The 25,937-nt window shown below is 64.6% G+C and carries 26 protein-coding genes and 1 pseudogene; 12 read left to right on the top strand and 15 right to left on the bottom strand.

Annotated features, from left to right (window positions below; genetic code table 11):
- Positions 1-155: 155 nt before the first annotated feature.
- The gene (locus tag G6N43_RS09350; RefSeq protein WP_163658058.1) at positions 156-1,067 is read left to right on the top strand and encodes an NAD(P)-dependent oxidoreductase; all 912 of its coding nucleotides are present in this window, start codon (positions 156-158) and stop codon (positions 1,065-1,067) included.
- 25 nt (positions 1,068-1,092) lie between these two features.
- Here G6N43_RS09350 and G6N43_RS09345 read toward each other — a convergent pair whose 3' ends face one another.
- From G6N43_RS09345 to G6N43_RS09300, 10 genes and pseudogenes are all read right to left on the bottom strand, one after another.
- On the bottom strand, positions 1,093-2,358 hold the full coding sequence (locus G6N43_RS09345) for a cytochrome P450 (RefSeq protein WP_083156776.1): 1,266 nt from the start codon (positions 2,356-2,358) through the stop codon (positions 1,093-1,095).
- Between the two features lie 141 nt (positions 2,359-2,499).
- Positions 2,500-3,411, bottom strand: coding sequence for an NAD(P)H-dependent flavin oxidoreductase (locus G6N43_RS09340; RefSeq protein ID WP_234810267.1), 912 nt, complete (start codon positions 3,409-3,411; stop codon positions 2,500-2,502).
- Between the two features lie 297 nt (positions 3,412-3,708).
- Positions 3,709-4,311, bottom strand: a pseudogene (locus G6N43_RS09335) (enoyl-CoA hydratase/isomerase family protein); the annotation flags it as partial.
- Positions 4,312-4,328: 17 nt separating this feature from the next.
- A complete protein-coding gene (locus G6N43_RS09330) occupies positions 4,329-4,556 on the bottom strand; it encodes a biotin/lipoyl-containing protein (RefSeq protein WP_083156778.1) in 228 nt (75 codons plus the stop codon).
- Complete coding sequence (locus G6N43_RS09325; RefSeq protein ID WP_083156779.1) at positions 4,553-6,574, bottom strand: alpha-ketoacid dehydrogenase subunit alpha/beta; 2,022 nt, start codon at positions 6,572-6,574, stop codon at positions 4,553-4,555. The genes G6N43_RS09330 and G6N43_RS09325 overlap by 4 nt, the downstream gene beginning before the upstream one ends.
- Before the next feature lie 57 nt (positions 6,575-6,631).
- Positions 6,632-7,033 (bottom strand): nuclear transport factor 2 family protein, encoded by a 402-nt coding sequence (locus G6N43_RS09320; RefSeq protein WP_083156780.1) that lies wholly within the window; start codon positions 7,031-7,033, stop codon positions 6,632-6,634.
- Positions 7,030-7,425 carry a Zn-ribbon domain-containing OB-fold protein gene (locus G6N43_RS09315; protein ID WP_083156781.1) on the bottom strand — a complete coding sequence of 132 codons (396 nt, stop codon included), beginning with the start codon at positions 7,423-7,425 and terminating at the stop codon, positions 7,030-7,032. Before G6N43_RS09315 ends, G6N43_RS09320 begins: the two co-directional genes overlap by 4 nt.
- Complete coding sequence (locus G6N43_RS09310; RefSeq protein WP_083156782.1) at positions 7,422-8,591, bottom strand: acetyl-CoA acetyltransferase; 1,170 nt, start codon at positions 8,589-8,591, stop codon at positions 7,422-7,424. Before G6N43_RS09310 ends, G6N43_RS09315 begins: the two co-directional genes overlap by 4 nt.
- The gene (locus G6N43_RS09305; protein ID WP_234810261.1) at positions 8,588-10,078 is read right to left on the bottom strand and encodes a class I adenylate-forming enzyme family protein; all 1,491 of its coding nucleotides are present in this window, start codon (positions 10,076-10,078) and stop codon (positions 8,588-8,590) included. Before G6N43_RS09305 ends, G6N43_RS09310 begins: the two co-directional genes overlap by 4 nt.
- Complete coding sequence (locus G6N43_RS09300; protein WP_083156783.1) at positions 10,075-11,148, bottom strand: LLM class flavin-dependent oxidoreductase; 1,074 nt, start codon at positions 11,146-11,148, stop codon at positions 10,075-10,077. The genes G6N43_RS09305 and G6N43_RS09300 overlap by 4 nt, the downstream gene beginning before the upstream one ends.
- A 97-nt stretch (positions 11,149-11,245) precedes the next feature.
- On the opposite strand from G6N43_RS09300, the gene G6N43_RS09295 reads away from it, so the two are divergent.
- From G6N43_RS09295 to G6N43_RS09265, 7 genes are all read left to right on the top strand, one after another.
- Complete coding sequence (locus G6N43_RS09295) at positions 11,246-12,085, top strand: MaoC/PaaZ C-terminal domain-containing protein (RefSeq protein WP_133056582.1); 840 nt, start codon at positions 11,246-11,248, stop codon at positions 12,083-12,085.
- Positions 12,086-12,087: 2 nt separating this feature from the next.
- Positions 12,088-12,711, top strand: a complete 624-nt coding sequence (locus tag G6N43_RS09290; RefSeq protein ID WP_083156807.1) for a TetR/AcrR family transcriptional regulator — start codon at positions 12,088-12,090, stop codon at positions 12,709-12,711.
- Positions 12,701-13,450, top strand: coding sequence for an SDR family NAD(P)-dependent oxidoreductase (locus tag G6N43_RS09285; protein ID WP_083156785.1), 750 nt, complete (start codon positions 12,701-12,703; stop codon positions 13,448-13,450). The genes G6N43_RS09290 and G6N43_RS09285 overlap by 11 nt, the downstream gene beginning before the upstream one ends.
- A 76-nt stretch (positions 13,451-13,526) precedes the next feature.
- A complete protein-coding gene (locus G6N43_RS09280; RefSeq protein WP_083156786.1) occupies positions 13,527-14,294 on the top strand; it encodes an enoyl-CoA hydratase-related protein in 768 nt (255 codons plus the stop codon).
- A complete protein-coding gene (locus tag G6N43_RS09275) occupies positions 14,291-15,931 on the top strand; it encodes a class I adenylate-forming enzyme family protein (RefSeq protein WP_083156787.1) in 1,641 nt (546 codons plus the stop codon). The genes G6N43_RS09280 and G6N43_RS09275 overlap by 4 nt, the downstream gene beginning before the upstream one ends.
- The gene (locus tag G6N43_RS09270; RefSeq protein WP_083156788.1) at positions 15,928-16,575 is read left to right on the top strand and encodes a nuclear transport factor 2 family protein; all 648 of its coding nucleotides are present in this window, start codon (positions 15,928-15,930) and stop codon (positions 16,573-16,575) included. Before G6N43_RS09275 ends, G6N43_RS09270 begins: the two co-directional genes overlap by 4 nt.
- Position 16,576: 1 nt before the next feature.
- Entirely contained in the window at positions 16,577-17,701 is a 1,125-nt protein-coding gene (locus tag G6N43_RS09265) for an acyl-CoA dehydrogenase family protein (protein ID WP_083156789.1), read from the top strand.
- On the opposite strand, the gene G6N43_RS09260 is transcribed toward G6N43_RS09265, so the two are convergent.
- Positions 17,698-18,507 carry an SDR family NAD(P)-dependent oxidoreductase gene (locus G6N43_RS09260; protein WP_083156790.1) on the bottom strand — a complete coding sequence of 270 codons (810 nt, stop codon included), beginning with the start codon at positions 18,505-18,507 and terminating at the stop codon, positions 17,698-17,700. The two genes, G6N43_RS09265 and G6N43_RS09260, sit on opposite strands and share 4 nt — an antisense overlap.
- Positions 18,508-18,758: 251 nt before the next feature.
- Here G6N43_RS09260 and G6N43_RS09255 point away from each other — a divergent pair, with 251 nt between their 5' ends.
- The 3 genes from G6N43_RS09255 to G6N43_RS09245 all read left to right on the top strand — a co-directional run bounded on the left by G6N43_RS09255 (position 18,759) and on the right by G6N43_RS09245 (position 21,495).
- The gene (locus G6N43_RS09255; RefSeq protein ID WP_083156791.1) at positions 18,759-19,370 is read left to right on the top strand and encodes a TetR/AcrR family transcriptional regulator; all 612 of its coding nucleotides are present in this window, start codon (positions 18,759-18,761) and stop codon (positions 19,368-19,370) included.
- 89 nt (positions 19,371-19,459) lie between these two features.
- The gene (locus G6N43_RS09250) at positions 19,460-20,218 is read left to right on the top strand and encodes an SDR family oxidoreductase (RefSeq protein ID WP_083156808.1); all 759 of its coding nucleotides are present in this window, start codon (positions 19,460-19,462) and stop codon (positions 20,216-20,218) included.
- Entirely contained in the window at positions 20,215-21,495 is a 1,281-nt protein-coding gene (locus tag G6N43_RS09245) for a DUF427 domain-containing protein (RefSeq protein WP_083156792.1), read from the top strand. The genes G6N43_RS09250 and G6N43_RS09245 overlap by 4 nt, the downstream gene beginning before the upstream one ends.
- Positions 21,496-21,516: 21 nt before the next feature.
- Here the strand turns inward: G6N43_RS09245 and G6N43_RS09240 are convergent, their stop codons facing one another.
- On the bottom strand, positions 21,517-22,737 hold the full coding sequence (locus G6N43_RS09240) for a cytochrome P450 (protein WP_234810263.1): 1,221 nt from the start codon (positions 22,735-22,737) through the stop codon (positions 21,517-21,519).
- Positions 22,738-22,850: 113 nt separating this feature from the next.
- On the opposite strand from G6N43_RS09240, the gene G6N43_RS09235 reads away from it, so the two are divergent.
- Entirely contained in the window at positions 22,851-23,708 is an 858-nt protein-coding gene (locus G6N43_RS09235; protein WP_083156810.1) for a mycofactocin-coupled SDR family oxidoreductase, read from the top strand.
- A 158-nt stretch (positions 23,709-23,866) separates the two neighbouring features.
- Here G6N43_RS09235 and G6N43_RS09230 read toward each other — a convergent pair whose 3' ends face one another.
- The 3 genes from G6N43_RS09230 to G6N43_RS09220 are packed head-to-tail and all read right to left on the bottom strand — an operon-like array spanning position 23,867 to position 25,876.
- On the bottom strand, positions 23,867-24,271 hold the full coding sequence (locus G6N43_RS09230) for an arsenate reductase ArsC (protein ID WP_083156793.1): 405 nt from the start codon (positions 24,269-24,271) through the stop codon (positions 23,867-23,869).
- Positions 24,264-25,379 carry an ACR3 family arsenite efflux transporter gene (gene arsB / locus G6N43_RS09225; protein WP_083156794.1) on the bottom strand — a complete coding sequence of 372 codons (1,116 nt, stop codon included), beginning with the start codon at positions 25,377-25,379 and terminating at the stop codon, positions 24,264-24,266. Before arsB ends, G6N43_RS09230 begins: the two co-directional genes overlap by 8 nt.
- Positions 25,379-25,876, bottom strand: a complete 498-nt coding sequence (locus G6N43_RS09220) for an ArsI/CadI family heavy metal resistance metalloenzyme (protein WP_083156795.1) — start codon at positions 25,874-25,876, stop codon at positions 25,379-25,381. Before G6N43_RS09220 ends, arsB begins: the two co-directional genes overlap by 1 nt.
- Between the last annotated feature and the right edge of the window lie 61 nt (positions 25,877-25,937).

Raw genomic sequence — 25,937 nt, 5'->3', positions numbered from 1 at the left:
GGTGATCGCGAATGTCTGCCCGATCGTACACAGCTATCTGTACGCTGTACAACGATTCTGCGGGACTCCTCGCCGGTAAGCCGGCAGGTTTTCCGGAGTCAGTCCGATCGTCATCGATCCGAATCGTCCTGGCGCTGAGGAAGGAAGACGACCCGATGACCGAATGGTCCACCCGCGTACCGAACTCGAGCGGATCGCGGCCGGCCGACGATCTCACGGTCGGCATCGTGGGGTTAGGGGCGATCGGGGCCGGGGTGGCGGCCAGCCTGGCACGACGGGGACGGATTCCGGTTGTTTTCGACAGCCGACCGGATGCTGTGATCACGACACCGGGCGTGGCCGAGCCGGTATCGTCGGCAGCCGACCTCGCCAGCAAGTGCGATGTGGTGTTGGTGGCGGTGTTCGACGAGGCCCAGGTCCGCGAAGTGCTTCTTGCGCCGGACGGAGTTCTGGCTGGCGCGAGACCCGGCCTCATCGTGGTGATTCTCTCGACTATCGCCGTGTCAGCGGTGCGGGAGTCGGCAGACCTCTGCGCCCGCAGTGGCGTACATCTGCTTGACTGCGGTGTGACGCCGGGTGATCAAGCGGCGCACAACGCGGTGGTCGCTTTGGTCGGCGGACCGGACGACATCGTGTCGCGTGCAATGCCGGTGCTCGCCGACTTCACCCGCGCCGTAGTGCACTGCGGCCCAGTCGGTTCCGGGATGACATTGAAGATCGCCCGAAACCTGGTCACCTACTGCACCTGGGTAGCGGTCGACGAAGCGGCGACACTCGCTGCGGGCGCCGGAGTTGAGGCGGACACCTTCCTGGCCGCGATGCACGAAACCGAGGCGAAGCATCCACAACCGTTGAAGATGCTCGAGGTCCGCAACGCGATCGACAAAGGGACTGTGGAGATGTCCACCGAGCGTGCGGACAACGCCGTCAGCGTCGCTGCCAAAGACCTCGACGCGGCAATTCGTCTCGGGGCCGCACACGGGTTGTCGCTGCCCCTCACCGATGCCGTCAAGACGATGATCCGACAGGTCTTCGTCTCCGACCGCACGGCGGCAGACGGGGGATGAGCAGTCTGCGCTTCTGCGGCTTCCGCTACTTTGCCCTTTGTGGCGTGAAAGTCACGGGCATCTTCTTGATGCCGTGAACGAAGTCGGAATGAAGGCGCTCAACCGGTCCGGCCAGCTGGATATCGGGGAGCCGCTCGACAAGTTGGCGCATCATTGCACGCGTTTCCGCTCTGGCAAGGTTTGCCCCGAGGCAGAAGTGCGTACCCCCGCCGCCAAACGTCAAGTGGTCGTTCGGTGTTCGGGTGACATCGAAACGTTCCGGATTTTCGAACACATCCGTGTCGAAGTTGCCGGATGCGTAGTAGAGGACCACCTTGTCCCCCTCGCGAATGGGTACACCGCGAATCTCCGTATCGCGTGTAGCCGTCCGCCTCAGGTTGTGAATGGGATGACCCCAACGCAGCATCTCTTCTACCGCGGTATCCCACAGGGACGGGTCGTCGCGAAGTTTCTGCGCTTGGTCCGGCCGCTCGATCAACGCGAGCATGGAGTGGTTGATGATGTTGCGCGTGGTTTCGTTTCCAGCGACCACCAGCGTGAGGAAGAAGAGGTTGAGCTCCATATCGGTGAGGCGCTCGCCGTCGATCTCCGCCTGGACGAGTCCGGTCATCAGATCGTCGCGCGGATTCTTGCGCCGGTCCGTCGCGGCTTCGTTGGCGAGCAGGTAGATCTCGGCGGACGCCATCACCGGTCCGTCGGCGCCTCCGGTGTAGTCGGGATCGTCCGGTGAACCGACACATCCGTCCGACAGCTCGATGAACCGGTCCCACAACGCCGGATCGAGCCCCATCATTTCGCAGATCATCTGGACAGGAACCTTGGCCGCGATGTCCTCGACGAATTCGCACTCACCACGTTCACATACGTCATCGACCACCTTCGCCGCGCGTAGTTCGATGTCGTCCATGAGCTTTCGGATCATGCGCGGGGTGAATCCGCGCGAGATGAGTTTCCGGTAGCGAGTGTGCTTGGGCGGGTCCATGCCCAAGATCGTCTGACGCATCGCGTCGATCTCAACCTCGCTCATATCGGGGATCATCACTCCCCCGCGTTCGGTCGAGAACGTCTCGAAGTCGTGGCTGGCGTCCTTGATGTCGGCGTGCTTGGTGATCGCCCAGAAGCCCGGACCGCGCGGCTTGTCCGCAGGCCCGCCGCCCGGCTCTTCGTGCCAGAACACCGGCGCGTGCTCGCGAAGCAGACCGAATTGGTCGTACGGCGCACCATTGGCCCATGCCTGGGCGAGCAGGTTGATCGAACCGAGCCCCGCAGTCTGCGCTTCGGACGTTGTCATATGCACTCCTACGAGCTGTCCCGCCGACCGCGCGCGCTCGACCGCTGCGCCGAGACGAACTATACGAAGTAAAAAAGTTGTGGCGCTACTCTACGAAGTGGAAAACCCGATGTCAAAGGTCCTCGCCTGGTGGGCACGCGCTCAAACGAGCGTACCCGCCAGCCGCTCGTTGATGATCTGCTCGGCCTCGGCCACGATGCGCGATACGAGTTCGCCCGCCGTCGGGATGTCATCGATCAGACCCATCGCCGTGCCGACCCACCAGATCCCGGCGTCGAGATCGCCGGTCTCGTAGACCTTGACACCGCGCTTGCCCGCGACGAGGTGCGCGATGTCTTCGAATTGCCCGCCCTGGTTGAGGATTTCGACGACCTCGCGTGATACCGCATTGCTGGCAACGCGTCCGGTGTTGCGCAGCTGCCGGAAGATCAGCTCGGTGTCGAGTTCGCAGCCCGCGACGATCGCCTCCTTGACCTTCTGGTGGATCGGAGATTCGACCGTGCACATGAAGCGTGACCCCATGTTGATCCCGTCGGCGCCCAGTGCCAGCGCGGCGACGAGACCGCGGCCGTCGGCGAAACCGCCGGAGGCGATCATCGGGATCTCGATCTCCTTGGCAGCCGCGGGGATCAGGACCAGACCCGGGATGTCGTCCTCACCGGGATGCCCCGCACATTCGAATCCGTCGATGCTGATGCCGTCCACACCGAGGCTCTGCGCTTTTACGGCATGCCGTACCGACGTGCACTTGTGCAACACCTTGATCCCGTTGCCGTGGAACATCGGCAGGTGCGGTGCCGGGTTGGAACCCGCGGTCTCGACGATCTTGATTCCGGCGTCGACGATCACCTGGCGGTACTCGTCGTAGGGCGGCGGGTCGATGGTCGGCAGGATCGTCAGGTTCACCCCGAACGGCTTGTCAGTCAGATCGCGGGCGCGGGCGATCTCATTCGCCAGGTCCGCGGGGGTCGGCTGCGTCAGCGCGGTGATGAGTCCCAGCCCGCCGGCCTCCGACACCGCGGCGGCCAGTTCCGCGCGGCCGACCCACTGCATACCGCCCTGCACGATCGGGTGTTCAATACCGAACGCTTCGGTGAATCGTGTGGTGATCAACGGTGTCGAGTTCCTCTCAGGAGTCAGACGGCAACCAGGCCGATCTGCGGGTGTGGACGAATGCATCGCGGTCTGAGCTGACCGACCAACGCGGTGAACGCTTTTCGAGAAAGGCGGTGAACGCCTCGATCTGTTCGGATGTTCCGATCGACGACCAGTAGCCACTGACTCGACGGCGGGCAGCGCACGTGCCATCTCCCGCTTCATCGCCGCCCGCGCGGCAGGACCGGTCTGCCGTACCCGGTCGAGCAGGGTTTGCGTCTCGGCGGCAAGTGAGTCGTGCGGGACGACCTTGCCGACGAGTCCGATCCGCTCAGCCTCGGCGGCGTCGATCCAGTCGTTGCCGTAGATCATGTGGTTGGCGCGCAATGTGCCGATGCGTTGCGGTATGCGTGCGGCGACGAACGCCTCGTACACGCCGCGGGTGAGATCCGGCACCCGCATCCGGGCCTGATCCGAGGCGATCACGAGATCGGCGAACAGCGTCATCACCAGCCCGCCGCCCATCGCGATGCCGTTGACCGCGCACAGGACGATCTTGGGGATCTTGCCGAGAACTTCGAACGGCGTCGCGTCGTATGCCTCGGTGAACGCGTCCCACGAACGATCGGGATTGCTCACCGAGTTCATGTCACCGCCCGCACAGAAGACATCGCCTGATCCGGCGATCACGAGGAACTGTAGGCCTGGTTCGTCGGCGACGATCATCGCGGCACGCTTGATGCCGTGATAGCCGTCGGCGGTGACCGCGTTGCGCTTCTCCGGCCGGTTGATGGTGACAGTGAGTGTGTCACCGGCGATTTCGCCGATCAGCTCGGGCGCACCGAGGTCGACCCGCACGGTGTCCGGCAGCCCGGTCACGTGATCACAGCGACGAGTTCGCCGACGTCGTACGTGCTCCCGACCTCGACCTTCCACGTCACCACACCGGATGCCGGCGCCTCGATGTCCATTTCGACCTTGTCGGTGGCGATCGAATACAGCGGTTCACCCTCGACCGCGGACTCGCCGTCGGCGACGTAGAGCTCCGTCACCTCGGCTTCGGTGATGGCATCACCCGGTTTAGGCATCCGAACTTCGGTCACACGATCCTCCCGATCGCTTCGACGAGCTGGGCGGCACCCGGACGGCACGCCGCCTCCAACGTTGCGGCCCGAGGCACCGGGGTGTACGTCCCCGCGACCCGCTGTACCGGCGCCGCCAACTCTCCGAACAGCTCGGTGCCGACGGCGGCCGCGATCTCGGCACCCGGCCCGCAGAAGCCGACCGATTCATGCGCGACCACAAGGCGTTTGGTCTTACCAACGGATTCCAACACGGTCGCGAGGTCGAGCGGCACCAGTGTGCGGAGATCGATGACCTCCGCTGAAACACCTTTGCTCTCCAACTCTTTCGCCGCTTCCAGCGCGGCGTGCACCATCACGCCGTACGTGCAGATGGTGACGTCGGTGCCCGACCGCTTGATGTCGGCCTGACCGAGCGGGATGACGTAATCGGCGACCGGGACCGGACCCTTGCCACCGCCGTAGTAGAGCTTCATGGATTCGATGAACAGGCACGGGTCGTTCTCCCGCAGGCACGCGTTGAGCAGTCCTGCCGCATCGGCAGCAGTACTGGGCCAGACCACCTTGAGTCCCGGCGTGTGCATCGCCCAGGCCTCGAACGCCTGCGAATGTTGCGGTCCGGCAGCGGTTCCCACCATCGTGCGGATCACCAGCGGGGCACCGCGGCGGCCACCGGACAAATAGCGGACCTTGGCGGCGTGATTGGCGATCTGATCCATGGCCACACCGAGAAAGTCCATGAACATCAGTTCGGCGACGGGGCGCAGACCGGCCAGTGACGCGCCGAGGGCGGCGCCAATGATCGACGACTCCGCGATCGGGGTGTCGAGCACCCGGTTCTCGCCGTACTTTGTCGAGAGACCGGCCGTGATCTTGAACATGCCTCCGCCGGAGGGATCGCCGATGTCCTCACCGAGCAGGATGATCGAATCATCAGAGGCCATCGCACGGTCGAGGGTGCGGTGGATCGCCTGGACGAGGCCAAGATCCTCGGTGTCCCCGCCGGGCAGGGACACGCGTTCGCCTCTGTGGATGGACAGTTCAGATCCGTTGTCCGAGAACACATCACGGGTCAGTTCGTCGACGCCGACGAAGCCGGCATCGCGGGCCGCGGCGAACGCTGTCTCGATCTCCTCCGTTGCCTCCGCGTCGATTGCATCAAGCGCATCACTGGTGGCGACCCCGTCATCAATAAGACGCTGGCGGTACCGCGCGAACGGGGGGTCGGCGCGCTTGGCCGCCAACTCGTCGGGGTCGGCATAGCCCATCGCATCGCCGAAGTAGTGGCCCTGCAACCGATAGGCCACGGCCTCCACAAAGGTGGGCCCCCCGCCCGACCGTGCACGCGCGACGGCCTCCGACACCGCGTCATAAACGGCGTGGGGATCGGTGCCGTCAACCGTCACGCCCGGCATCCCGTAGCCGGCGGCGCGGTCCGAGAACCGGGCCGTCCTGGTGTACCGCGACATCGCCGTGGACTCCGCCCACGCGTTGTTCTGACAGAGGAACACGACAGGCAGCGACCACACCGCCGCCATGTTCATCGCCTCGTGGACGTAGCCGATGCTGGTGGCGCCGTCGCCGAAACTGACCAGCACGACCTGCCCGGTCTTGCGGATCGACGCGGCCAACGCGATACCGTTGGCGATGAGCGGTCCCGCCCCCACGATGCCGGTGGTCCATGCGATCCCGTGGTCGGGATCAGAGATCCCCATGGCGCCGGCCTTACCTTTCGAAAGACCGGTTTCACGACCGAGGATCTCGCCGAAATAGGCGGCCAGGTCGATCCCCTTCGCGACGACATCGCCCAGCCCTCGATAGGTGGCCACGAGTTGGTCGGAATCGGACAGCGCCAGCGCCGCACCCGCCGACATCGCCTCTTGACCGTCGACCGGCCAGTAGCTCATCGCGATTTCGCCAGAGGACAAGGCCTTTCGGACGCGTTGATCGGCGTAGTGAACCTTGCTCATCAGGCGGTACAACTCGATGGCGCGATCGCTGGTCGATGATTGCGCCTCGGTGTCCAACTGGGTGGCCATTGAGTCTCCTTGCCCGCGCACTTCGGCTGCACGATTCTACAACATGACGAAATCTGTTCAATCGTTCTGCCCGTGCACCGTCTTCAGTTGCTCGGCGAACAGCATCCGATCGAAATAGCATCGCTCAAGCACCAGCCGGTCTTCGTCGAAACCGAACAGGTTGACGCTGAGCATGTCGAACTCGGTGCCCGGGCACGTCGTTCTGGTCTCCACGATCAAGCCGTCGGCGCCGTGGTAGACGCCCTCGGCGGCGTAGTGCATCCACGGCAGTTCGTCCCACTGCTGCAGGATCATCTGCCGGACCGCCGCATCGCCGTCGTAAACCGTTGCACTGGGCACGATTTCGTATCGCGGGTGGCTAAAGGTGGCCATCACCGCCTCTAGGTCCCGATCGTTCTCGCCTGCGACGTGGCGCGCAACGATGTCCTCGCGGATGCGTCGCAGTTCGTCGGTGCTCATCGCGGCTCGAAGGTCGGCAGGTTGCGTCCGTCGTCGAGGGGTAGCCACGCGACCGATACGGCGTCCCCGACGCTCGGCGGCGAGCCGAACACGTTCGACATGATGCGCGCGCCCTCGTCGAGGTCCACCAGCACGACCGAGTACGGCACCCGGTCGGCGAATGCCGGGTGCGCGGGCCGGTGGTGCACACTCACCGCGTAGACGGTGCCGTGCCCCGAGAGCTGCTCCCATTGCAGCGAGAAATCACCACAGCGCGGGCACAGGTGCCGTGGATACCAGACGAGCCGTGAACAGGATTCGCATCGCTGCATCATCAGTTGGTGTTCGCGGGTCCCCGCCCAGAACGGCGCCGAAGCCGCGCTCGGGTCGGGCACCGGAAATGACTCGCTCACAACGTTGCCTCCGTTCCCAGGATGACCGTCGAGGTCGCCGACAGGACGCCGCCGGTGCCGTGCGCCAGCGCGGTCTGCGCGCCGGGCACCTGCCGCTCACCGCATTCGCCGCGCACCTGGCGAGCCGCCTCCACCAGCAGGAACGCTCCGAACGCACCCGGATGTGTGTAGGCGAGCCCGCCTCCGGTGGTCTGGCCGGGCAGCGCGCCCCCTGGCGCGAGCACCCCGTCTCCGACGAACGACCCGCCCTCCCCTTTCGCGCAGAATCCGAGGTCCTCCAGCGCGAGCAGGACGGTGATGGTGAAGGAGTCGTACAGCTGCACGACATCGATGTCGGCCGGCGTGAGGCCTGCGGCGGCGAACGCAGCGGGTCCAGAAACGGCGCCCGGGGTGAGAGTCAGGTCGGGCATCTGGGTGATCATGGCGTGCGACGCCGCCGACGCTGCGCCGAGCACATAGACGGGCCGGTCGAGGTGACGGGCCCGCTCGGCGCTGGTGACGACGATCGCCGCGGCGCCGTCGGTGACCAGACAACATTCGAGCTTGTGGACCGGTTCTGCGAGGTAACCCGAGCCCAGGACGTCGTCGACGGCGATCGGATCGCGCAGATGTGCGCGCGGATTGCGGCTCGCCCACGACCGCGTGTCGACGGCGATCCGCGCGAGTTGCTCGGCGGTGGTGCCGTAGGTCGCCATGTGGCGGTTCGCGGCAAGCGCGTACGCACTGATCGGAAGCATCACCCCGAACGGCGTCTCCCATTCGAGGCGCTCGGGTGTCGCGAACACGCCGAGGCCCTTCTCGCCGCGCTTACGTGAGGCGCGCGGTGTCGAGGCGTAGACGATCACGACGGTTTCGGCGAGACCCGCGGCGATCGCCGCGGCAGCGTGTTCGACGTACAACCCGTAGCTCGCACCTCCAGTTTGGGTGGCGTCGGTGAATCGTGGTGCGATTCCGAGGTATTCGGCCAGTTCGACCGAATGCATCAAGGTTCCGCCGGTGCACGTGCACAGACCGTCGACATCGTTGAGCGACAATCCGGCGTCCGAGAGTGCGGCGGTGATGACACGCGCCTCCAGTTCACGCAGCGGGACATCGATGACGCCGGACGGCGACACCTCATCGGCGACGCCGACGATGGCGGCGGTGCCGCGAATTGTGGATCTCACGTGTGCTCCTGTTCGAACAGCTCGCGCAGTGCGGGCTGACTCACCTTCAGCGAGGGGGTCCGGGGGAGTTCGTCGACGATCACCAACCGCGCGGGTACCTGGTACCGGGTGACGCGCTCGCGGACGTAGTCGAGCAGATCATCGGGATCGGCGGTTGCGCCGTCCGCGAGTTCGACCGCGGCGACCGGCACGGCACCCAGGCGTTCGTCGGGAATTCCGGTGACTCCGGCGTCGCGTACCGCGGGGTGGCTGCGCAGCACGGTGACAATGTCCGCGGGGGCGATCTTGAAGCCGCCGCGGATGATCACGTCATCGGTGCGACCGTCGACGAACAGGAAACCGTCTTCGTCGAGGCGGCCGAGATCGGTGGTCCGTACCCACTCGCCGTCGCGGGTGCGCACCTCGATCCGCCCCCGGGCGCCCGCGGGCACCTCGCTACCGTCGTCGAGCGACACCACGCGGACCTCACGGCCGCTCTGCGGGCGGCCGACGCTGCCCCGCTTCGTCGTTGACCACTCGCGGTGCAATGCCAGGTTCCACCCCGCGACGCCTCCTGCGAACTCGGTCGCCCCGTAGGACGGTAAGACCGCGACGTCGTATCGGTTCTCGAACGCCTCTTGGACGGACGGTGCCAGGGGCGCCGTACCGGAGGTGACAACCTGAACACTGGCGAACACGTCGGGCGGCACTCCGGCGTCGAGCACCATCGCCAGCGCGGTCGGCACCAGGCTCACTGCCTTGGGCCGGTGGCGCACGACGAGGTCGACGAAGTCGGCCACCCGGAACCGTTCCAGCAGCGCGATTCTGCGTCCTTCACAGATGTTGAGCAGAGTGCGGAACAAGCCGGACATGTGAACCAGCGGCGAGCTGACGATGGCCACACCGGAGCGCAGGCGCAGCTCTCCGCCGCCCGACCCGTAGTGGGCTCCTGCCGCTGACAGCGTGTGCTCGAATGCTCTGTACAGCAAGGGAACCCGTTTGGGTGGCCCGGTGGTGCCGCTGGTGAGCATCTCGACGGCGACACCGGGCGCCGCGTCACGGAAGGGACCATCGCCGGGCTGCTCGAGGCCACCCAGGGTCTGCACCGACTGCGGGCCAGCGCCCACTTCGATCCCGAGCGCACCCACGGCCGCCGCAGCAACCGTCGGTCGCTGCCAGTCGGCACCGATGGCGACGACGGCAGGCAGCCGTAGGTCTTCGATGTCAGAACCCAGCCGGGCATCGCCGCTCGACGGGTTGATGGTGACGACGCATCCGTCGGCGAGCAGGACACCGAGCATCGCCGCCACCATTGCCGGATGGTTGCGCAGGATGAGGCCGACAGGCGATCCGTTACCCAAACCTGCTGAGTGCAAGAGGTTTTCCACGCCGAATGCGATGTCGGCGATCTTGGCCCAGTCGGTCCAGGCGCCGTCGTATTCGATGGCGGGGGCGGCCGGATCCAGCGCCAGCACGGCGCGGATGCGGTCGGCGAGTCGTTGGCTCAAGCCGGTGTCGCCGCGAGCTCGGTCGCCGCCGGGATCACCTCTTGGGCGAAGAGTTTCATCGAGTCATGGACTTTGGCACGGTCCATCGCGCCGCCGCGGGACATCCGCAACATGATATTGCGCCAACCCATGTCGATGACCGTGCGCATCTTCTCGATGATCCGGTCCGGGTTGCCCATCAGCGTCAGATGCGAATTGAGAACCTGCTCGTAACTCTGCTTGTCGTGCTTTTCGAACCAGTCGGAATAGGCCTTGTAATCGGCGGGGATGTCGCCGCCGCGTTCGAAGGGGTTGGAGTACTTGCGGTGCGTCTGGATGGACAACTCCACGCTCTCGCGTGGATAGGTCCGTGCGAACGTGTCGTCGACGTGGCAGAAGGCGTTCAGCAGAGCCCACACGTTGCCGGTGGCCGCGGCGAGGCCCTTCTTCGCCTGCGTCTCCAAATAGATGTCCAACGCCCCCTGTAGGTCCGGATCGACCTGATAGGGGTTGCCGATGATCGCGCCGAATCCCTTGTCGGCCAACCATTCGAAGCTCGATGGCGTCTTCATCACCGTGCCCCACACCGGAATCGGGTCCTGTACCGGGCGGGGATGAATGGTGACGTCCTCGAGTTGCCAGTACTTGCCCGCATAGGTGACGTTCTCCTGGGTCAGCAACAGGTTGACGATCTCGACGCATTCCTGATAGCGCGCCGTGGCCTCATCCATCGGGATGCCGAAGCCCTTGAACTCGTGTGCCTGATAGCCGCGTCCGAACCCGGCGTCGAAGCGGCCTCCGCTGAGGTTGTCCACCATCGCGATGCGCTCGGCGAGGTGAATCGGGTCGTGGAAGGGGGCGACCATGCAGGCGGTGCCGATGCGGATCCGTTCGGTCTGCGCGGCGATGGCCCCCGCTATCAGCGGCAGGTCGGCGAGGGTGCCGTACGGCGAGAAGTGGTGTTCGGCCAGCCAGATCTCGTCGTAGCCGAGTTCCTCGGCCCACCGAGCCTCCTCGAGCACGTTGGCGAACACCTCTTGGTGGCTGAGGTGGTTGGGCTTGTCGCCAAGGATGAAAACGCCGAACCGCATACCGATGCCTCCGTTGCGGAATATAGTTGCAGTTACTGCGACTATATTGCACGATTGAACAGATTCCGTCAATCCGTTCTATCCCTATGGAGGCTGTGTGAGTGCATCGTTGACCCTCTCCGACGCGATGGTCGGCACCACACTGGCACCGACGACCTTCCAGTGGACGGAGAAGGACGTCATCCTCTACGCACTCGGTGTCGGCGCACGTCCGCCCGACGAATTGCGGTTGCTCGACGAGCATTACGGACCTGCGGTGCTGCCCACCTTCGCGCTGATCGCGAACTGGTGGGCGGTCAAGGATCTGCGCGCGACGCTCGATCTCGGTTCGTTTCCGATCGTGCATTCCGCGCAGTCCTTGCGCCTCGACCGCCCGCTCGGCGCCAGCGGCGAGGTCAGCGTCACCGCGGAGGTGACCGCGCTCTGGGATACCGGCAAGCATGCGGCGATCGAGGTGTCGTCGGTCGGCGTCGACGGCGAGGGTCCCGTCTTCCACGCGTCCTCGCAGACCATGGTGCTCGGCGCGGGAGGCTTCGACGGAACGCGTGGGCCGAAGGCAGACGAAGCCCCACAGGCGGCGTCCGACGGCGTGTACACCGACACGGTGCGTCCCGAGCAGGCGGCCATCTACCGGCTCAGCGGTGACCGCAATCCGATGCACATCGACCCCGCGGCCGCCCGCAAGTTCGGCTTCGAGGACGTTTTCCTGCACGGTTTGTGCACGTTGGGGTTCGCGGCACGGGCGCTGATCAATGTCGTCGCCGACGGGGATCCCGCGGCGCTGACATCGATCAGCTGTCGGTTCGCCAAACCGGTCAAGCTCGACTCGCAGTTGCGCACCGAGATCTGGCGTCAGGGCGACAAGATCCGCTTCCAGACCCGGCAGGGTGACGTCGTTTCGCTCAGTTCGGGAACCGCCACGTTGGCAGGATGCTGACCATGGATCAACGCCGGGCACGTGGCCAGCGCAACCGCGAGGCACTGATCGCGGCTGCCCTCGACCTGTTCACCGCGAAGGGCTACGAACAGACCACCGTCGAGCAGATCGCCGAGTCAGCCGGCGTCGCACCGCGGACGTTCTTCCACCATTTCGCCACCAAAGACGACATCCTGTTCGACGGATATGCGGACCGTCTCGCCGAAGCGATTCGGCGATTCCGCGCAGCCCGTTCGGGCTCGTTGTGGGACGCGCTGGCCGAAGCCTCGGAGGCGGTGGCCACCGCCATCGCCGAGCACCCGGACATCTTCCTGGTCCGCGCCACGATGTACGGCAATCTGCCTGCGCTGCGCGCGACGATGCTGCGTATCAACGACGACTGGATCGATCAGATGACGACCGAAGTGGCGCGATGGCTGGACGCCGACGCTGACATGGATGTGCGGCCGCGCCTGGCGGCCACCGTGATCAACGGCGCCAACCGCGCCGCAATCGACCTGTGGGTCGCCGGCGGCGGGACGGGTGACCTCAAGGCGTTGATGTCGGAGGCCGTTCGATTGTTGCGCCCGTCGATCAACCGGATCGAGCGCGAGGTCAAGCAGGGGCGGAGTCGTCGTGTCGGGTGATGTGCTGCCGGTCGCGGTGGTCACGGGTGGAGCGCGGGGCATCGGCGCCGCCATCGTCGAGGCGTTGATGGAGGCGGGTTATCGCACCGCGGTGGTCGACGTGAACGCCAAGGCGATCGCAGCCGCGCGCGAATCCGATGCCGCGCAGGCGGGACTGCTTGTGCCGCTGGAGTTGTCTATCACCGATCGCGCGGCCGTCGAGCAGGCCATGGCCGCGCTGGCCGCCGAGCACGGCCCGATCCAAGCACTGGTCAACAACGCCGGAATGACGCTCCCCGCCAGCTTTCTCGACCAAACCGACGAGGACTGGGACCGCATCGTCGACGTCAACCTCAAAGGGACCTTCGTGATGGCACAGGTGGTCGCCAGGCAGATGGTCGAGGAGAGGACCGGTGCCATCGTGAACATCAGCTCCGTGTCCGCCCACGGCGTCCGCACCGGACCGCCCGCGTACGCGGCTGCCAAGGCAGGCGTGGAAGGGCTCAGCCGCCTGATGGCCGTGCAGTTGGGGCCGCTGGGCATCAGGGTGAACACCGTGGTGGTGGGCACCACGGCGACACCGTGGCTGTTGTCGCGCAAATCCGACGACGAACTCGACAGCATGCGCGCTTCGACGCTGACGGGACGGATCGGCGAGCCGCAGGACGTGGCGCACACGGTCGCATTCCTCTGCTCTCCGGCGGCCAAACATGTCACCGGCCAGCTCATCTCGGTGTCCGGTGGACAGTGGATGCCGTAGGGACAGCTGACTAAACGATGAGACACTTTCTGATATTCTGTTCAGCGCTATTCGCGCCTCGAGGCCAGGGGATTGTGTGGACCTGAAAAGAATTCTGTTCGACGTCAGCGACCACGTCGCGACGATCACGATCAACCGGCCGGAGCGGTTGAACGCAACCGACGACCTGGCCCGCTCCGAGCTCGGCTGGGCCTGGGGGCAGGTGCGGGACGACCCGGACATCCGCGTCGCGATCATCACGGGAGCGGGTGATCGCGCGTTCTGCGCCGGACAGGACATCAAGGCGACGGCCGAAGGCGGTATCCGCAACAAGGTCCCGGGCTCCCGGCTGCACCACAACGTGTGGAAACCGGTCATCTGCGCGCTCAACGGCATGGCGGTCGGCGGGGCGCTGCATCAGGTCGCCGACGCAGACCTGATCATCGCCGCCGAGCACGCCGAACTGATCGACACCCACCTGCAGGTCGGCAACGTGTTTGCCCTCGAGCCTGCGGTCCTCTTGCGGCGGATGCCGTTGTCGATGGTGATGCAATTGGCGCTGATGACCAAGGACGGCCGCATCAGCGCGCAGCGCGGATATGACATCGGACTCATCAACGAGGTGGTGCCCTCGGACAGGTTGCAGGAGCGCGCCCGCGAGATCGCGTTGTCGATCGCGAAACTGTCGCCTGCCACCGTGCAGACTTCCATCAAGGCGATGTGGACCAGTCTCGATGTCGGCCTGCACGCGGCACACGACGTCGCATACCGCTACGTCCTTCAGCATCAGATGACCCATCCCGACTACCGGGAAGGAATGGTCGCGTTCGCCGAGAAACGTGAGCCGCGCTGGGTGGTCGAATGACGGCCGCTGACAGGGTTTTCGAGTACGAGCCGCTCCCCTACGAGGCCACGATGCCCGCAATGCTCGCGGCCGTGTCCGCTGACTACGGCGCGGGTGACTTCGTGGTCTCGCTGCGCGGCGACGGTGCGGTGGAACGAATCACTTATGCCGAAGCGGACATTCGTTCTGCCGACATGGCGGCACGATTGCTCGCTGCCGGGGTCACCAAGGGCGTCCGCATCGGGATACTCGCACCGAACGGACCCGACTTCGTGGTCGCCTTTCTGGCAGCCACCCGAATCGGGGCCGTCGCGGTCCCGATCAACACCCTCTTTCAACCCGCCGAGTTGCACTGGGTGCTCCGCGACGCCGACATCCACACGCTGCTGGCCGTCGAGACACTGCTCGACAAGGACGTGCTGGACCGTATCGAGGCAGCAGCGGACGGTTGGAGCAGCACCGACGGACAACTGCGCATTCCGCGACTCCCCCAGTTGCGCAACGTATTTCCGCTGGGACAAGCGGTTCACGACTGGCCCAGCACCTGGCCCGAACCTGTCGAGCCCAGCTTCCTGAAGGCGTGTGAAGCGACGGTGCGCGCAGCCGACGATCTGCTCGTCATCTACACCTCGGGCAGCACGTCGAATCCAAAAGGCATCATCCACACCCACGGCACCGCGATCACCCATTCCCGGTTCATCGCCACCGCTCACGACTGGAATCACGACGACCGCATCTACGTACCGATGGTGTTTTTCTGGGTCGCAGGGTTGGTGTTCGGATTGCTCGGTCCCATGCAGGTCGGCGCGACGCTGCTCACCGAGCACAAGTTCGACGCGGGCCTGGTATTGCGGCTGCTGGAGACCGAAAAGGCCACCTATACCACGGGTTTTCCGCATATCGGCCCCGCGCTCACCAATCACCCCGACTTCGCATCCACAGACTTGTCGTCGCTGCGCGAGGGCTATCAGCAGGTGCTGCTGCCGCCCGAGAAGCGCACCGCCGACCCGTCCCTGCGCGTCGCGCAGTTGGGTATGACCGAGACGTGCAGTTCGCACACCTGGTGGCCGCCTCACGAAGAGTTACCCGAGGCTAAACGCGGGTCGCTGGGGGTCTCCGCGCCGGAGTATGAACACAAGATCGTCGACGACGACGGCAACGAAGTGCCCAACGGCGTCACCGGTGAGATCTGCGTGCGCGGAACGGCATTGCTGCGCGGCATGGTCGGCAAGCAGTGGCACGAGGTGGTAGACCGTGATGGTTGGCTGCACACCAAGGACGCCGGCTACCGCGACGATGACGGACACCTGTACTTCGCGGGCCGCACCGACGACATGATCAAGACGTCGGGGACGAACGTCGCGCCGATGGAGGTCGAAGCGGCGCTGGGTCGCATCGACGCGGTGCGCATCGCGTACGTGGTCGGAGTCCCCGACCCGGACAAGGGCGCGATCGTCAGCGCCGCCGTGGTGCTCAATGAAGGCCGGAGTGTGTCTGCCGACGATCTCGTGACCGCGTGCCGCAGCCAGATCGCTGCGTACAAGGTGCCGAAGAAATGGGTGATCCTTCCCGATCCCAACGGGTTGCCGTACACGACCACCAACAAGATCGACAAGACGCGATTGACGGCGCTGATGGCGACGGGAGAACTCTCGTGACATCACCGACCGCCCTCGAGGCACGCATCGCCCGCCTGGAGGCACTCGATGAGATCCGCCAGCTCGCCGCGAAATACGCTGTCGCGCTGGATATGCGGGATCTCGATGCGCTGGTCAACCTCTTCATCGAGGACGTGGGCGTACCCGGGAAGCAACAGGGTCGCGCGGCATTGCGGTCCTGGTACGACACCGCGCTGCGCCGCGACCTACTGGGCAGTGCGCACGGTGTGCTCGGCCACGTCATCGACATCCATGACGCCGACAACGCCACCGGCCTCGTCTACTCGCGCAATGACCTGGAGACGGAATCGGTCTGGGTGATCGAGATGCTCGCCTACCTGGACAGCTACCAACGGCGCGAGGGCCGATGGTACTTCGCCAAGCGCACGCCCCTGTTCTGGTATGAGAGCGATATCACCGACCCTCCCGTCGGGGACCACAAGATGCGGTGGCCGGGTACCCCGCGGCACGACGGGGGCTTTCACGCCGCATTCCCGTCGTGGAAGGAGTTCCGGGACGCCGACCCCGGCCGTCTCGACGCGCCGGTGCCTGCGCCCGCACCGGTCGGCGAGTGGCTGCGCACGCTGCGCCGTGACGCCGCCGACCCTCGCGTTGATCCGACCGGACGTACGGGGAATCGCTGAGATGGTGGTATCTGCACCGGGTTTCGCGTCGACTGAGGACCAGGACGAGCTCCGCCGGACCGTGCGCGCATTTCTCGAACGCCGATCAGCGGAGAGCGATGTCCGTCGTGTCATCGAGACCGACCCTGGGTACGACGTCGATGTCTGGCGGCAGATGGCTGAGCTCGGGTTGCAGGGTCTGGCCGTCCCGGAGGAGTTCGGCGGAGGCGGATTCGGCTACCAGGAGCTGAGTGTCGTCGTCGAAGAGGCCGGCCGCGCTCTGCTGCCCGGACCGTTCTTCGGGTCTGTGGTGATGGCCGGCAGCGTCCTGCTGTGCAGCGACGACGACGACGCGAAGTCGAGGTACCTGCCGAGTATCGCGTCGGGGGAGGCCGTCGCCGCGCTGGCGTTGACCGAGGAGTCCGGTCGATGGGACGTCGACGACATCAAGACCACGGCACGCCGCACAGAGTCGGGCTGGACAATCAACGGCACCAAGACATTTGTGGTCGACGGCCACATCGCCGACCTGGTCTTGGTCGTCGCGCTCACCGACAAGGGGATCTCGCTGTTCGCGGTTGACGGGACCGACGGCCTGTCTCGCCGGACGTTGTCCACGCTGGACCCGACGCGGCGCCAGGCCCGTGTCGAGTTCTCCGATACCCCAGCCGAACTAATCGGTGTTGAGGGACAGGCAACGCCCGCGCTGTCGCACGCACTGGACATCGCCGCGGCCGGACTGGCTGTCGAGCAGGTCGGGGGCGCACAGCGATGCCTGGAACTTGCCGTCGAATACGCAAAGACCCGCAAGCAATTCGGCAAGCCGATCGGATCGTTCCAAGCGATCAGGCACAAGTGTGCCGACTTGATGCTGGAGATCGAGTGTGCCCGCGGGGTAGCCCAATACGCGGTGCAGGCCGCCGCCACGGGGGCGGACGAACTGCCCGCCGCTGCATCCCTTGCCAAGGCGTATTGCTCGGAGACCTACGCCCGAGCCGCCGCCGCGAATATCCAGATCCACGGCGGAATAGGATTCACGTGGGAACATCCCGCACACATGTACTTCAAACGAGCCAAGTCCTCGGGCCTGCTGCTGGGTGACGCCGCCTACCACCGCCGTCTGCTCGCCGACCGAGTCGGACTCTAGAAATCGGTACCACCGTCGATGTTGATCACCGCGCCGGTCATGTAGGCCGCCCGATCGCTGAGCATGAACGCGATCAGCTCACCGGCCTCGTGGGGCCGTCCGCCTCGATCAAGAGCAACCCGCATATTCCATGCCGGGTTGCTCGCCAGATGCGTATAGATCGCATCCTCGAGCGGGACGCCGTACTCCTCGGCCCGCCGCGCGCGGATGAAGTCATTGACTTCGGTGTCGAACAAACCCGGACAGACCGTGTTGACGCGGATTCCCTCTCCCCCATGGGTTTTAGCAAGAATCTTGCTCAGTGTCAGAACAGCGGCCTTGAGCGCGTTGTAGGGCGGTATGAGGATCTTCGGTGCCCGCACTGAATACGCCGCCGTCGTCACCACCGTCCCTCCCCCGTTGCGCTGAAGGTGCGGAATGATCGCGCGGCAAGACCTCACTGTCGCCATCAGAATCATCTGGTAGTACCAGTCCCACGAGTCATCGCCGTGCTCGAGAAATGGTCCCTGCTGTTTCATCGGCCCGGCGGTAACGGCGAGTCCACGCAGTTCACCCAGTTCCTCGGCGGCTTGTTCGACTGCGCGTTCTACGCCGTCACCCGGCGCCGCCGCATCCACGCTGATCCCCACCGCGCGCACGCCGTGCTGATCGGATAAATGCTGCGCCTTCTCAGCGGCCCGTCGACCGTCTCGCGCCAGGAGCGCCACGTTCGCGCCGTTGTCGGCAAGCTGTTCAGCGGCTGCATAACCCATCCCGGTTGTCCCGCCGACGATGACGAAGTTGCGTCCGCTCACCCCGAGGTCCAATCGGACTCCCTTCGTGCTTTTTACCCTGCGGCTTCCGCCGGGTACCGATACCCTGGCAGGGTAAACAACTGAACGCAGTGTGTCACTATGCTTAGTCCGCACGTCTGGGAGCCGCCCGCATCGGCGGCGGAGCGAACTGGGCACGAAGTCGCGAGAAATCGCAGTTCACGGCGGCGGTGCGGCGAAACAGCGAAACACCTGGTGTCGCGTAGCATGAACGGCTGAAAAGTGTTTTCAGGGCAAGGAGCAGCATGTCGACTGAGCGAGTCGTAGCAGAGGTCGACGCGCATGAAGAGTCTGACCGCAGGGATCAGATTCTCGAAGCGGCGAACCAGTGCTTCACCCAACTCGGGATCCAGCGCACCAGCGTCCAGGATGTCGCCCGGATGGCAAATGTCTCGCGCGGAACCGTCTATCGCTATTTCGAAGACCGCAACATCCTCATCGCCGCGGCGATAGAGTTCGGCGCGCAGAAGTTCTACCAACAAGTTGCCGCGGCAATGGCGAAAAAAGCGACGCTGGCGGAGAAGGTCGGCGCCATGGCCGAGACTCAGGCCAAGATCTTGCTCGAGCACCGCACCCGGAACCGTTTGATGGCTGACGATGCAGAGTTGATGAGACACATAATCTCGGACGGGGACTCGGCGGTCAGGCGTACGACGGCATTTCTGGTCCCCTATGTGCGAGAGGCGCAGGAGCGCGGCGAGGTGGGCGCGGGAATCGACGTCACCGCCGCGAGTGAATGGCTGGCGCGGATCATCTATTCGTTCTCGACCGTCAACGAGGCACTGACATTCGACATGTCCAAGCCCGCCACGGTGCGCCGTTACGTCGAAAAGTTTGCGATCAACGGATTGCGCTGACAGCTGGCCAAGCCCTATGGGCAACTAGACATATTCTGTAATACTGTTCCCCCACGGGCCATGGTGTGCCGGGGTGTGAGGAGATCTACATGGGCGAGCGGTCACTGGCCGGCAAGAGGGTGGTCGTGGTCGGCGCATCCGCCGGCATCGGGCGCGCGTTCGCTGTCAGAGCTGGTAAGGAAGGCGCGAAGCTGGTTCTCGCAGCGCGGCGCGCCGAGAAGCTGGACGAGGTCGTGGCCGAAGCGGGCACAGGCACCAGGGTGGCCGTCGACGTTCGCAACCCCGCCGATTGCGCACGTCTCGGCGCGGCCGCCGGAGAAGCTCTCGGACAGATCGACATCCTGTTGATCTGCTCGGGTTACGCGCCCTTGAAGATGTTCACCGACACCGACGCACAGGACTGGCGTGATGTGTTCGAGACGAACGTGATCGGCGTCCACGAGCTCATCCGGGCACATCTGCCGTCGCTCACCTCTACCGCGATTGTGGCTGTGCTGTCCTCGGATTCGGTCCGCTATCCGCACACCGCGCTCGGTGCGTATTCATCGAGCAAGGCGGCGATGGAGCGATGCCTCGTGTCGTGGCGCATGGAGAAGCCGGGGTACCGGTTCAGCTGTGTCGAGATCAGTGGCACCGTGCCGACCGACTTCACGTCGGCCTTCGACCCTGACGTTCTGAACAGCGCGCTCACAGAATGGCTGGCCCGTGGACTGGTCCAAGAGAGCCGGATGACTCCTGAGGCTGTCGCCGATGTGCTGGCCGGCATCTTCGCCAGCGCCATCGACCACCCCGACGTCGGGCTGGAGTCCCTTGTCGTCAAGTCACCGACGGGGCCGATGCGGGTATGACAACGCAAGTCGAGTCGGCATGGCCATCGCATCCCGACTACCGGATCGACATCACGCCTTGCCCCTACGTCGGTCAGGTGTGGTTCGGCGACACGCTCCTCGCCGAGAGCGAAAACTGCCTCATTGTCACCGAAACCGATCACGTTGACCGGCTGTACTTTCCGCAATCGGACGTGAAATGGACTCACCTCACACCGACCGACCACACCACGGTGTGCCCATTCAAAGGTGTGGCGAGCTATTGGAGCCTCACGTTCGATGAGCGCACTGTCGAGAACGTGGCCTGGACGTATGCCACCCCGCTGACGGAAGTTGATGGGATCGCCGGTCACGTCTCGTTCTACGACGATCAATTGCGCGTGGTTGTGGTCGAGCATTGGGCCGACGGAACCGCGGTACCTACCAGGTTCCCCCTCTGGGGTGACGCTGACGAACTGGTCCGGCTTATCGACGTCGAACGGGTCGGCAACGGCCAGTTCGTCGGCCCTGCCCACGGGCCGACTCAACGCGACGTCGTCGAAGGAGGTCAACTGCTGGCCGAAGCCATCGTCGCGACCTCCAAATCAGTTCCGGCTCAACGGGTCACATCGGCATCGATGGTGTTCATGAAGGCGGCATCGTTCGGCGCACCCGTCGACATCGCCGTCGAAATGCTGCGCAGCGGTCGAACCTTCTCGACGGCCGAGGTTCGGGTGACACAACACGGCACCTTGCGCGCCGCGGCCATCCTGCTCTGCGATTCCGGTGCACCCGACGTCATCGGCCACGTCGCAGCGATGCCCGATGTCGCTGGGCCGGCCGAAGCGGTGCCGTTTGAGGGCTTCGGCATGCCGGGACGCGAAATCCGCGTTGTCGACGGGGCGTACGACCAAGACCCAAACCGTGTCGGCCCGCCGGAGATCAACACTTGGGTGCGGTTTCGCAAGTCGCCAGATCAGCCGTATCTCCATGCAGCGCTGTTGGCGCAGTCGACCACCCATTGGACAATCGCGGCGGGAATGCTTCCGCACGCCGGTTTCGGCGAGGCGCTCGCGCATCGCACGCTGTCGACCGGAATCATGAAGGCCACGGTCGCATTTCACGAGGATGTCGACGTCACCGATTGGTTGTTGTACGCCAACCGCGCCTTCTGGGCCGGGCGCGGCCTGGTCCAGGGTGATGGTCGGGTCTTCACCCAAGACGGTCGGCTTGCGGCCTCGTACGTCATCCAGGCGATGGTGCGAGAGTTCGACCGTGACCCGTCATCGATGGGCCACGACGAGCGCACCGCGATGTGACCGCGCGGCGGCGGCGCGCCGTCATGCGACCGCGAGTTCCAGACGTTCGAGACGCCTGACCAATATGCTCGGCAGCCACCGTCCTATCTCAGCGACATCGATCCAAGCGGTGCGGTCCAACAACATGTCGAGGACAACCCGGGCTTCCATTCGCGCGAGGGCGGCACCTACGCAGAAGTGGATACCCTTACCGAACGTGATGTGCCCCTTCGCCTTCGAACGATCGAGCCGAAATTCGTCGGGCGCTTCGAACTGTGTCGGATCTCGATTGGCCGCGCCCCACAGCAGCAACAGCCGGTCACCTGCCGATAGTTGGACACCGCCGAGAACCGTGTCGGCAACGACGTGGCGATAGTGGGCCCGAAACGGCGGTTCGTAACGCAGGGACTCCTCGATGAATGCGCCCAACAGGTTCTTGTCGTCGCGCAACCGCCTCTGGATGTCGGGCTGGGTTACCAGGAGCCATACCGCGCTGCCGAGCAGAGATGCGGTCGATTCACCGCCGGCGCTGAACAGGGTGAGCATCATGACGCGAGCGGTGGTGTCGTCGAGCTTCCCGGATGCACAGGCTGACGCCAAATCACCAAGCAAGTTGTCCTTCGGGTCTGCGCCGGCCCTCTCGAATTGCTCGGCGATATAGCCACTCAGTTCCATCGCCGCTGAGCCTGCGGCGGCGAGTCCGTCGGCATCGATCAGTCCGTCGAGCAGTTGAGTCGTGGCGTAGCCCGCAGTGATGAGGAAGTCGACGTCCTCGCGGGGTAGGCCAATGATCTTGGCCACCACCATCATCGGAAGGCGGTTGGCCATCGCGCCCATCCACTCGATGCGATCGTCGCGAAGACCGTCGACCCATAACCCGTCGGCCACATCCGCGACGAAATGTTCAGCGGCACGAATACGTCTCGCCGCCAGCTGGGGAACCAGCATCTTGCGGTGCGCGGCGTGAAGCGGATCATCCGCGGTAGCCAAGACCTGGGTGGGGCCGCCTAGCCCGTCAAGCTCGAATGCACCGATGCCGTTCTGCGGCGTGTAGGTCATCGTGGCCGTCAGGTTCGATGAGAAGACCTCGGGCCGGTTGATCACATCGTGGATCGCATCCCAGCCACATACCGCGTAGAAACCGGAATCGCCGACCCGGTGGACGGGTCCTTTTTCGCGCATCCGGTCATAGAGCGGATACGGATCCTGGATGTTGACGTCGGCGAAGAGGTCTACCCTCGCCTGCTCCGGATCGACTGTCACAGTGTGCCGCCTTTCCAGCGACTCCGCGCTAGCTGCACATGTGACAGATTAACACTGAGTGTTCTATCATCCAACGGCGGCGGCAGGTTCCCCGTCGCAAGATGGAGGGTCCGATGAACCGTCTTTCCGGCAAGGTGGCCGTGATCACCGGTGCGGCGCGTGGCCAGGGTCGCAGCCATGCAATTCACATGGCCGACGAGGGTGCCGACATCATCGCGCTGGACATCTGCGCGGACATTCCCTCGAACGAGTACCCGTTGGCCACTCAAGCCGATCTTGATGAAACCGCGAAGCTGGTTGAGAAATCGGGCCGCCGAGTCGTCACGGCGGCAGTCGACGTCCGCGACCGTCCGACCCTGAAAAAGGTGCTTGACGACGCGGTTGCCGAACTGGGTGGGCTACACGTCGTCGTCGCGAATGCCGGAATCTGCCCGCAGGGCAACCATATTCCGTACCGGGGGTTCATCGACGCCTTCGACGTGGACTTCGTGGGCGTCGTCAACACCATCCATGTCGGGCTCGAGCATCTCACGTCGGGCGGATCGGTCATCGTGACGGGATCGATCGCGGGCCTGGTCGAACAGAAGGATCTGGCAACCGGCGGAGGCCCCCAGGGCCCCGGCGGAGCGGGTTACGGCATGGCCAAGAAAATGGTCCGCGACTATACGAAGGCGCTGGCGCTCACGATGGCGCCCCACAACATTCGGATCAACACGATCCACCCCACCAATGTCAATACCGACATGTTGCACAACCTGCCGATGTACAAGGTCTTCCGGCCGGACCTACCCGATCCGACGCGCGAAGACGCCGAACTGGTTTTCCCTCTCCTGCAGGCGATGCCGATCCCTTACGTCGAGACAGAGGACATCTCGCATGCGGTGGTCTACCTCGCGTCAGACGAATCTCGTTATGTCACAGGGCAGCAGCTGTTCGTTGATGCCGGCGCAAGCCTGAAGTTGGGCGTGTGAGCACGGCACGCTAGAAGCCGCGACTCTCGAGTTGCTCGTGTGGCGACCAGCCGTCAGGTGAGCATCCCCGGTGCTCTGCCCCTAGACGTTCGGAACTCCTTGGCGTGCGTTTGTCGGGATTGGAAGCGTAGGCTGATTGAGAATCGAGATCAAGGCGGCTAGAGACCTAGCTCCTTTGCAAGGGCATGGACCCGTCGTTCAATGTCGTCTCGGATGGGACGCACGGCGTCGATGTCTTGGCCTGCTGGGTCTGCTAGTTCCCAATTCTCGTAACGCTTGCCGGGAATGTAGGGGCACTCGTCCCCGCAGCCCATTGTCACCACGACTTGGACGGCTTCGATGTCGTGGGCGGTCCAGCGCCGCGGTTGTTCCCCTGCGATGTCGATGCCTTTTTCGGCCATGGCGGTGATGGCGGCGGGGTTGACTGCGTCAGCGGGTTCGGAGCCACCCGAGTAGACGGTGGCCCGATTCCCAGCGATGTGTTTGAGGAATCCCATCGCCATCTGTGAACGTCCGGCGTTGTGTGTGCAGAGGAACAGCACGGCGGGTTTGGCATCAGTCATCGGGAACGACCTCTTGCGTTGTGCGGTTTGGGGTTGCTCGAAAGCTCTTGCGTATGACCAGTGACACGTAGACGAGCGCGACGAGAACTGGCACTTCAATGAGCGGGCCGACGACACCGGCCAACGCTTGGCCGGAGGTAGCGCCGTAGGTGGCAATGGCGACGGCGATGGCGAGTTCGAAATTGTTGCCTGCGGCGGTAAACGCCAGTGTGGTGGTGCGTGGATAGCCGAGGCCGAGGGTAGCGCCAAGCAGGTAACCACCTCCCCACATCACAGCGAAGTAGACGAGCAGCGGGATGGCGATGCGGAGCACGTCGAGGGGGCGGCTGGTGATCTGGTCGCCCTGTAGCGCGAAGAGGATCACGATGGTGAACAGCAGACCGTAGAGAGCCCATGGGCCGACCCTTGGCACGAATCTCGACTCGTACCACGGTCGGCCCTTGGCCCGCTCACCCAATCGCCGGGACATGTAGCCCGCGATCAACGGGATGCCCAGAAAGATCAGCACCGACTTGGCGATCTGCCACGGTGACGTACTGATCGCGGTCTGTTCCAGCCCGAGCCAGCCTGGCAGCACCGAAAGGTAAAACCATCCGAGCACGGCGAACATCACGACTTGGAACACCGAGTTCAACGCGACCAGGACCGCCGCTGCTTCGCGGTCGCCGCAAGCGAGGTCATTCCAAATGATCACCATGGCGATGCAGCGAGCCAACCCGACAATGACCAGGCCGGTGCGGTACTCGGGCAGGTCGGGTAGAAGTAGCCACGCCAACGCGAACATCAGGGCAGGACCCAAAATCCAGTTCAGCACAAGGGAACTGACGAGCAGTTTGCGATCTCCGGTGACGGAGTCCAGGCGGTCGTATCGCACCCTGGCCAGCACCGGATACATCATGATGAGCAACCCCACGGCGATGGGAAGCGAAATGCCGTCGATCTGCACGCGGTCGAGCGCCGCGCCCAGGCCGGGCACCCAACGCCCCAGCAGCAGCCCAGCGGCCATGGCGACGCCGATCCAGACCGGCAGGAACCGGTCCAGAGTCGACAGCTTCTCCACTACCGCAACGTGCGATTCCGTTTCAGGATTCGACGCTGTTGCCGCCATCAGCAGCAGGCGTTCGCGGACTCGCCCTCAGTGACGTCGGCGGTCGAACCGCCGCAGCAGACATCACCCTCGCTGCTGCCGTCGCCGCTGTCGTCACCGCCGTTGGGGTGCCTCGGGCTGGTGCCGAACGTGTCAGAGTCCGACAGCACGGTGTAGACCTCCCACCTCTCACCGGCGGGACCGCTAACCCACACTTTGTCCTGCGTAGCGAAGCAACAGGTGGTGTTGATCTCCTCCTCGGTGAACAATCCTTCGCCTGCAAGACGGGTGATTTCGGCTTGAACGGTCTCGCTCGACTCGACCTCGACGCCGAGGTGGTTGATCGTGCCGCCCTTGCCGGGGTTCTCCAGCAGCACCAGTTTCAACGGCGGCTCGGTTACCGCGTAGTTCGCGTAGCCCGGCTTCACCTTGGCGGGGGCGGTGTTGAACAGTTTCGAGTAGAACGTGATCGCCTGGTCGAGGTCATCGACGTTGAGGGCGAGTTGTATGCGAGACATGGGAACCTCCGTACCTGTGAGACTTATGTCGAACTTCTAATGACGCCCATGATGCCACCTC

This window comes from Mycolicibacterium moriokaense (assembly GCF_010726085.1).
Taxonomy (GTDB): Bacteria; Actinomycetota; Actinomycetes; order Mycobacteriales; family Mycobacteriaceae; genus Mycobacterium; species Mycobacterium moriokaense.
This window is presented reverse-complemented; position numbering and strand designations above follow the sequence as displayed.

Bases quoted from the DNA above. Each gene is read 5' to 3' on its own strand.
- G6N43_RS09320 (WP_083156780.1), bottom strand. From the start codon at position 7,033: ATGAGCACCGACGAACTGCGACGCATCCGCGAGGACATCGTTGCGCGC.
- G6N43_RS09245 (WP_083156792.1), top strand. From the start codon at position 20,215: ATGACAACGCAAGTCGAGTCGGCATGGCCATCGCATCCCGACTACCGG.
- G6N43_RS09340 (WP_234810267.1), bottom strand. From the start codon at position 3,411: ATGCAGTGGGTCGGCCGCGCGGAACTGGCCGCCGCGGTGTCGGAGGCC.
- G6N43_RS09250 (WP_083156808.1), top strand. From the start codon at position 19,460: ATGGGCGAGCGGTCACTGGCCGGCAAGAGGGTGGTCGTGGTCGGCGCA.
- G6N43_RS09255 (WP_083156791.1), top strand. From the start codon at position 18,759: ATGTCGACTGAGCGAGTCGTAGCAGAGGTCGACGCGCATGAAGAGTCT.
- G6N43_RS09230 (WP_083156793.1), bottom strand. From the start codon at position 24,271: ATGACTGATGCCAAACCCGCCGTGCTGTTCCTCTGCACACACAACGCC.
- G6N43_RS09300 (WP_083156783.1), bottom strand. From the start codon at position 11,148: ATGCGGTTCGGCGTTTTCATCCTTGGCGACAAGCCCAACCACCTCAGC.
- G6N43_RS09220 (WP_083156795.1), bottom strand. From the start codon at position 25,876: ATGTCTCGCATACAACTCGCCCTCAACGTCGATGACCTCGACCAGGCG.
- G6N43_RS09275 (WP_083156787.1), top strand. From the start codon at position 14,291: ATGACGGCCGCTGACAGGGTTTTCGAGTACGAGCCGCTCCCCTACGAG.
- arsB (WP_083156794.1), bottom strand. From the start codon at position 25,379: ATGGCGGCAACAGCGTCGAATCCTGAAACGGAATCGCACGTTGCGGTA.
- G6N43_RS09345 (WP_083156776.1), bottom strand. From the start codon at position 2,358: ATGACAACGTCCGAAGCGCAGACTGCGGGGCTCGGTTCGATCAACCTG.
- G6N43_RS09350 (WP_163658058.1), top strand. From the start codon at position 156: ATGACCGAATGGTCCACCCGCGTACCGAACTCGAGCGGATCGCGGCCG.
- G6N43_RS09265 (WP_083156789.1), top strand. From the start codon at position 16,577: ATGGTGGTATCTGCACCGGGTTTCGCGTCGACTGAGGACCAGGACGAG.
- G6N43_RS09325 (WP_083156779.1), bottom strand. From the start codon at position 6,574: ATGGCCACCCAGTTGGACACCGAGGCGCAATCATCGACCAGCGATCGC.
- G6N43_RS09290 (WP_083156807.1), top strand. From the start codon at position 12,088: ATGGATCAACGCCGGGCACGTGGCCAGCGCAACCGCGAGGCACTGATC.
- G6N43_RS09235 (WP_083156810.1), top strand. From the start codon at position 22,851: ATGAACCGTCTTTCCGGCAAGGTGGCCGTGATCACCGGTGCGGCGCGT.